1 protein-coding gene is annotated in these 405 nt (G+C 68.9%); it reads right to left on the bottom strand.

Annotated elements, in window-relative coordinates; genetic code table 11:
* Nucleotides 1-405: hypothetical protein (locus tag BN358_RS26330; RefSeq protein ID WP_198018400.1), on the bottom strand; the 405-nt coding region annotated here is incomplete at both ends.

Below are 405 nucleotides of genomic sequence, written 5' to 3'. Positions count from 1 at the left end.
CCCGTGGAAGTAGCTGAGGACGGGCCGGAAGCCCGGTACACGGTAGTGCCGGGACGCCTGGTTCACCGGGTGGATGAAGCCGTACCACATCCAGGCGCGGAACAGCGGGTAGAGGAGGGCGTCGACGAGCCGTTTCAGCGCCGGTGGGCGGAGGTCGTCGGTGGTGCCCGCACCGGTGGCGAAGAACCCGGGCAACCAGGTGGACTGGACGGCCCACACGACCGGGATGCCGCGCAGTCGGCACGACAGGGGCATGCTCAGGTAGGAGCCGGTCACGACCGCGACCGGGTGCAGCCGGTCCAGGACGACCAGGTCGCCGGCCACCTTCTCGATCATCTCCGCACCGGAGTAGGCCGGGGCGAACTTCTCCTCGTCGTTGACGGCGAACACGTGCGCGATCTTCTC

Origin of the sequence: Sedimentibacter sp. B4 (genome assembly GCF_000309315.1) — a bacterium.
GTDB classification, from domain to species: domain Bacteria; phylum Bacillota; class Clostridia; order Tissierellales; family Sedimentibacteraceae; genus Sedimentibacter; species Sedimentibacter saalensis.
The sequence above is the reverse complement of the archived record's forward strand: the minus strand, read 5'-3'. Positions and strand labels throughout refer to the sequence as shown.